Consider the following 6,495-nt stretch of genomic DNA (forward strand, 5'->3'; position numbering starts at 1 on the left):
CCCGTCCAAGCTTCTCACTTAAACGGGTTTTCTATTATTATCTAAGAAATTACAACTTCCTTTTCACTTCTACTTGTTCGTAAGCTTCTACAATATCGCCTACTTTAATATCATTGAAATTTTTGATATTTAAACCACACTCGTAACCACGATTAACTTCTTTAACATCATCTTTAAAGCGTTTTAAAGAGTCTAACTCGCCAGTGTAAATAACTACACCTTCACGGATGATTCTGATTTTGCTATTTCTGTTGATGGTACCATCTAGAACCATACAACCTGCAATAGTTCCCACTTTCGTGATTTTGAAAGTCTCTCTAATCTCTACGTTAGCCACAATTTTCTCTTCAAATTCTGGCGCCAACATACCTTCCATTGCAGCTTTAATCTCATCAATAGCTTTGTAAATGATAGAGTATAATCTTACATCTATTTCTTCTGCTTCTGCTAATTTACGAGCTCCTGCTGATGGACGAACCTGGAAACCTATGATAATGGCATCAGATGCGGTAGCTAACAATACATCAGATTCTGATATCTGACCAACTGCTTTGTGTACAATTTTAACTTGTATCTCTTCAGTTGATAATTTTTGTAAAGAGTCTGATAGCGCTTCAACAGAACCATCCACGTCACCTTTGATGATGATGTTAAGCTCTTTAAAGTTACCAATCGCTAAACGACGACCAATTTCATCCAACGTAATATGTTTCTGGGTTCTTAAACCTTGCTCACGTTGTAATTGTAAACGCTTGTTTGCAATATCACGAGCTTCTGGTTCGCTTTCTACACCATTAAACTTATCACCTGCTTGTGGTGCTCCTTGAAAACCTAATACTTGAACTGGTGCTGCTGGACCCGCTTTTTCTACACGGTTTCCACGCTCATTATATAAAGCTTTCACACGTCCGCTGTAAGAACCTGCTAATATCGGATCTCCAACTCTTAAGGTACCTGCTTCAACTAAAACTGTAGCTACGTAACCTCTACCTTTATCTAACTGCGCTTCAATTACAGTACCTACAGCTCTCTTATTAGGATTAGCTTTTAAGTCTAGTAATTCTGCCTCTAACAATACTTTTTCTAATAGCTTATCTATGTTTAAGCCAGATTTAGCAGAAATTTCCTGAGTTTGGTATTTACCACCCCATTCTTCTACTAAAATGTTCATAGCAGCTAGTTGCTCTCTAATTTTATCCGTATTAGCACCTGGTTTATCTATTTTGTTAAATGCAAATACAATTGGAAGACTTGCCGCTTGCGCATGGTTAATAGCTTCTACCGTTTGTGGCATCACGCTATCATCCGCAGCAATAACAATAATAGCTACGTCTGTTACTTTAGCACCACGAGCCCTCATTGCGGTAAACGCTTCGTGACCTGGCGTATCTAAGAAGGTAATTTTTTTATCGCCTTCTACCACCACTTCATAAGCACCAATGTGCTGTGTAATACCACCAGCTTCACCTGCAATAACATTGGCTTTACGCACAAAGTCTAGTAAAGATGTTTTACCGTGGTCTACGTGACCCATTACCGTAACAATTGGTGAACGTGGGATTAAATCTTCTTCTCTATCTTCTTCTTCTAAATTAAACTCTTCTTCCTCAGCACTTACAAACTGAACTTCATATCCAAACTCATCAGCCACAATGGTTAGGGCTTCTGCATCCAACCTTTGGTTAATAGATACAAACATTCCTAAACTCATACATGTAGAAATGACTTCTGTAACAGAAACATCCATCATATTCGCTAACTCATTAGCCGTAACAAACTCTGTTACTTTCAATATTTTGGATTGTAATTCTTGTTCTAATGCTGCTTCTTCGGCACTTGCTGATGCTCTATCTCTTTTTTGCCCACGTAGTTTAGAACGTTGTGCAAATTTACCAGACTTACCTGCACCGCTTAAACGGGCTAAAGTAGCTTTTATCTGATCTTGGATTTCTTTTTCTGTAGGCTCTACCTTAGGTGGTAAAGGCTGACCTCTTTTGTGTGGTGGTCTTCCGCCTTTGTTGTCTTGTCCGCCGCCAGTTGGTCTATTTTGACCTCCTTGACCTTGACCTCCACCTTGTGGACGATTACCTTGGTAACCACCGCCGCCTGTAGTAGCTTGTCCTCCTGAATTGGTATTTGGAGCACCTCCACCCGGCCTGTTCTGCTGACCACCTGGTGCTGGTTTACGCTTACGCTTTCTTTTATTATCTGCCGTATTAGGGTTTGATGAAGAGGCAACCGGCTGATCTTTTTTCTTATTTACAGGTAATTGTATTTTACCAATAATTTTTGGTCCGCTTAATTGCTGAGCTTTAGCTCTAATCACTTCATCATCAATAGGCTCTTCTTGCGTTGGTTTTACAACTTCTGCAACTGGCTCTGGTTTAACCTCAGCTTTTGGCTCTGGTTTAACTTCTTCTGCTTTAGGTGCAACTGGTTCTGGCTTAACCTCGACTTTTGGTTCTGGCTTAACTTCTTCAACAGGTTTTACAACTTCTGCAACTGGCTCCGGAGCTGGTACTGGTTGTGGCACCTCAGGTTTTTTAACTTCTTGAGGTGGCGCTGCCTGCGGTTTTACTTCTTCTTTCCGCTTGTCAGGACGAGTTTTAGAATTTAAACTATCAAGATCGATTTTACCAATAATTTTTACACCTCCAGTACTTGGTGCAGGCTCCGCTTTTGGAGCTTCTACTTTTTCAGCTTCTTGTGAAACCGGAACTGCTGAACCTGTATTCTTGATCAGGATTTCATGATCCGCTTCCTGAGCTTCTTGTCTTTCAGTAGATGATTCTGGCTTTTCATTCACCTGAGTAGCGTCATCACGACGGATCTTGCCAATAACTATATTTTTAGCTTCTTCTCTCAGGATTTTATCTCCCTGATATTCTTTTAAAAGAGCTCCGTACATTTCATCGGTTAGCTTTGTATTAGGTTTGGCTTCTACTTTAAAACCTTTAGTACCTAAAAAATCAGCTATCGTACCAATACCGATGTTTAGTTCTTTTGCAACTTTTAATATTCCTAACTTTTTGTCTTCTGACATCTATTATGATCTTTCTATTCTAATTTTAAAACAAAAGTACGTTTACTTAATGCAAATCTAAAATTATTCGAACTCTGCTCTTAAAATTTCTAGTACTTCTTCGATAGTTTCCTCTTCTAAATCAGTACGTTTCACTAATTCATTTACATTAAGTGCTAGTACACTCTTAGCTGTATCTAAACCAACTTTTCTAAATTCGTCTATAATCCAGCCGTCAATTTCATCAGAGAATTCTTCTAAATCAACATCTTCGTCTTCTTCAGATGATTCTCTGTAAACATCTATTTCGTAACCCGTCAATTTACCTGCCAGTTTGATGTTATGTCCACCACGGCCAATAGCTAAAGAAACTTGGTCTGGTTTCAAGTAAACAGCTGCTCTCATGGTTTCATCATCTAATTTTATAGATGATATTTTTGCTGGCGATAACGCTCTTTGGATGTATAAAGAGATGTTATTGGTAAAGTTAATCACATCGATATTTTCGTTTTTCAATTCACGAACAATACCATGTATACGAGAACCCTTCATACCTACGCAAGCTCCTACTGGGTCTATACGATCATCATAAGATTCTACTGCAACTTTTGCTCTTTCTCCTGGCTCGCGAACGATATTTTTAATGGTGATTAAGCCATCAAAAATCTCAGGAACTTCTAGCTCAAATAATCTTTGTAAGAATGCTGGTGCTGTTCTAGAGATGATAATTCTTGGATTACTGTTTAACATCTCAACTTTAAGCACTACTGCTCTCACGGTATCACCTTTTTTGAAATAATCTGCTGGAATTTGTTCTGTTTTAGGTAAAATCAACTCGTTACCCTCATCATCCAAAACCAAAGTCTCTTTTTTCCAAACCTGATAAACCTCACCAGTTACAATCTCGCCAATTCTATCTTTATAGTTTTTGAAAATCTCATCTTTCTCTAATTCTAAAATTTTAGATACTAAAGTTTGACGAGCAGCTAAAATAGCTCTTCTTCCAAAGCTTTCTAAAGTAATTTGCTCGATAAAATCATCACCAACTTCTAAATCAGGATCAATTTTATGCGCATCCGCTAATTCTATTTCTAAGTCATCGTCTTCAGAGAAACCATCTTCCATAACGGTTCTGGTTCTCCAAATCTCTAAATCCCCATTATCCGGGTTTACAATCACATCACAATTCTCATCGGTACCAAAACGCTTACGCAGCATACTGCGAAACACTTCTTCCAACACGCTGATAACGGTTGGTCTGTCGATATTTTTGAAGTCTTTAAACTCCTGAAATGAATCAATTAAGTTAATGCTATTCATTTTATTCTCATCAATATTTTATTAATGCTACTATTTAAAAGATACGCTTACTTTTACTTCAGCGATACTGTTTTTTAAAATTTTACTTTCTACAAGTTCGGCTTTTTTGGTTTTTGCACCTTTAGCCTTCACCTGATGTGCCACCGTTATGCTTTCTTCATCTGCCAATAGTAACTTACCTTCCACTTTATCTCCAGTAAGGTGTTTTACAGTTACATTTCTGCCTATATTTTTAGCAAACTGCCTATCCAAGATTAAAGGTGTATCTAAACCAGGCGAACTTACTTCTAAATTATAAGCGTGGTCTAGCAAATTTTCCTCTTCTAAATGGTAACCCACATGTCTGCTTACCAAAGCGCAATCATGTATCCCTACACCATTATCGCCATCTAAAAGAATAATAATTTTGGTGTTATTGATGACTTTAATTTCAACAATAAATAAATCAGGCCTGTCTGCTATTTTTTCTTCTGCTAAAGCTCTAACTCTCTGTTCAACACCCATGACAACATTTTTTGGATAAATGAAAAGAGGGGACATCTAGCCCCCTCTTTTTTCAACAGCACAAAGGTAATAAAATTTTTGAGATTCTAAAATTTTGATGATGAAGTGAATAAAGCTAAAAGCGGAAAGCTTAATGCAGAAGGCAGAAAGCTTAACGCTAAAGGCGGAAAGCTTAACGCTAAAGGCGGAAAGCTAAAATATGGCTTGTTGATTAAGTGATATTTAGATTTCGTAATTTTAATGATTCGCTTCAAGAGCCGGCGGGGCCCATTACTTTTTAGAGGAAAAAAATAATCAAAACCCTTGATCAATCCCACAGGAGCCTTTGTCGCACATCCCTTACCCACACTCAAAAACAATTGGCGCTTATTTTTGCTCATTTATGTTTTATGAAAGTTTTTACAAACTCGAACGCAAAACCGCATGCGCTATAGGCTTTATTTAAGTAAAAAGTCAAAAGTATAAAGTAAAAAGATGCCTAAATAGTGGATAGTTTATACTTATTACTTAATAACGGATATTTAGTACTTATAACCTAATCAAATTTTAACTAATGAACTAATTGTTGCTCATGCGCTTCGGGATAGTCTGTTTTTTATGAATGGTTGTTCCTTTCTGGAAGTGTAAAGTATTGATTAGAAAGACTTAAAAAGTTTAAAATCAAAAGTAAAAATTAAAAAGCCCTAAAGAGCAGATATTTAGGAGCTTTCAATAATGCTAAATCCAAACTTTCCGAAGAACGAAAGACGGCCTATAAAGATTTGGAAGTGTAGGCAAATAAATCTTTTGCAAAAACTTTCATTATGCACTGGCGGGAAACAATCCGACGGGTGTTGTAGAAGCTTTCAATATTCAAAACCATTCACACCACTCAGGATTGTGGTTAAAGATTTATTTAGACGAAACAACAAATATTCATCAGCCTTGATTTTTTGTTCACTTTTTTATCAAGAAAAAAGTGAATAGGGTTGGCCGCCTATGAGGCCGGAAAGCCTTGTGTGAAAATGCCATTACAGCAAAGGAAAAAGCTACTATCCAGCTAGACTTAGGAAGCCTTGAGCGCATTAGCTAATTAGTTCATAATATCTTTAATAATAATAATTATCCGCCTCTATCGCCGGCGAGGCTCGTTCCTTTTGAGGGACCAAAAGGAACCAAAAGTCCTGATCAATCCCACAGGAGCCTTTGTCGCACATCCCTTACCCACACTCAAAAACAATTAGCGCTTATTTTTGCTCGGTTGTGGTTTATGAATGTTTACACAAACTCGAACGCAAAACCGCATGCGCTATAGGCTTGATTGTGCAAGATTTTTTAATTTCTGCTCCTGTTTTTTCGTCTTTCCGGCTCTGGGGGATTGCTCATGCACTTCGGGATAGTCTGTTTTTTATGAATGTTTGTTCCTTTCTGGAAGTAGAAAGTAAAAAGAACCTAAGGAGCGGAGATTTGAATAGTATAAAGTATAAAGACCCTAAAGAGCGGATATTTAGGAGCTGCCTTTAAAAATCAATCCATCTTTCCGAAGAACGAAAGACGGCCTATGAAGATTTGACAGGAAAGACCCATAAATCTTTTGCATAAACTTTCATAAAACACTACCGGAAAGCAAACGGAAGAAGTGTTGCAAATGCTTTCAACAAAGCACAAAC

Annotated in this window: 3 protein-coding genes; all 3 read right to left on the reverse strand. The window is 37.6% G+C overall.

Translation table 11 applies throughout. The features are described from left to right. Positions 1–49 precede the first annotated feature (49 nt). The 3 genes from infB to rimP all read right to left on the reverse strand — a co-directional run bounded on the left by infB (position 50) and on the right by rimP (position 4,846). The gene (gene infB, locus B2745_RS13750) at positions 50–3,043 is read right to left on the reverse strand and encodes a translation initiation factor IF-2 (RefSeq protein ID WP_304067737.1); all 2,994 of its coding nucleotides are present in this window, start codon (positions 3,041–3,043) and stop codon (positions 50–52) included. Positions 3,044–3,106: 63 nt separating this feature from the next. Then, positions 3,107–4,342, reverse strand: coding sequence for a transcription termination factor NusA (gene nusA / locus B2745_RS13755; RefSeq protein WP_026905323.1), 1,236 nt, complete (start codon positions 4,340–4,342; stop codon positions 3,107–3,109). 30 nt (positions 4,343–4,372) lie between these two features. Continuing rightward, entirely contained in the window at positions 4,373–4,846 is a 474-nt protein-coding gene (gene rimP / locus B2745_RS13760) for a ribosome assembly cofactor RimP (protein ID WP_304067740.1), read from the reverse strand. Positions 4,847–6,495: the final 1,649 nt, after the last annotated feature.

This window comes from Pedobacter glucosidilyticus (assembly GCF_002483235.1).
GTDB lineage: Bacteria > Bacteroidota > Bacteroidia > Sphingobacteriales > Sphingobacteriaceae > Pseudopedobacter > Pseudopedobacter glucosidilyticum_B.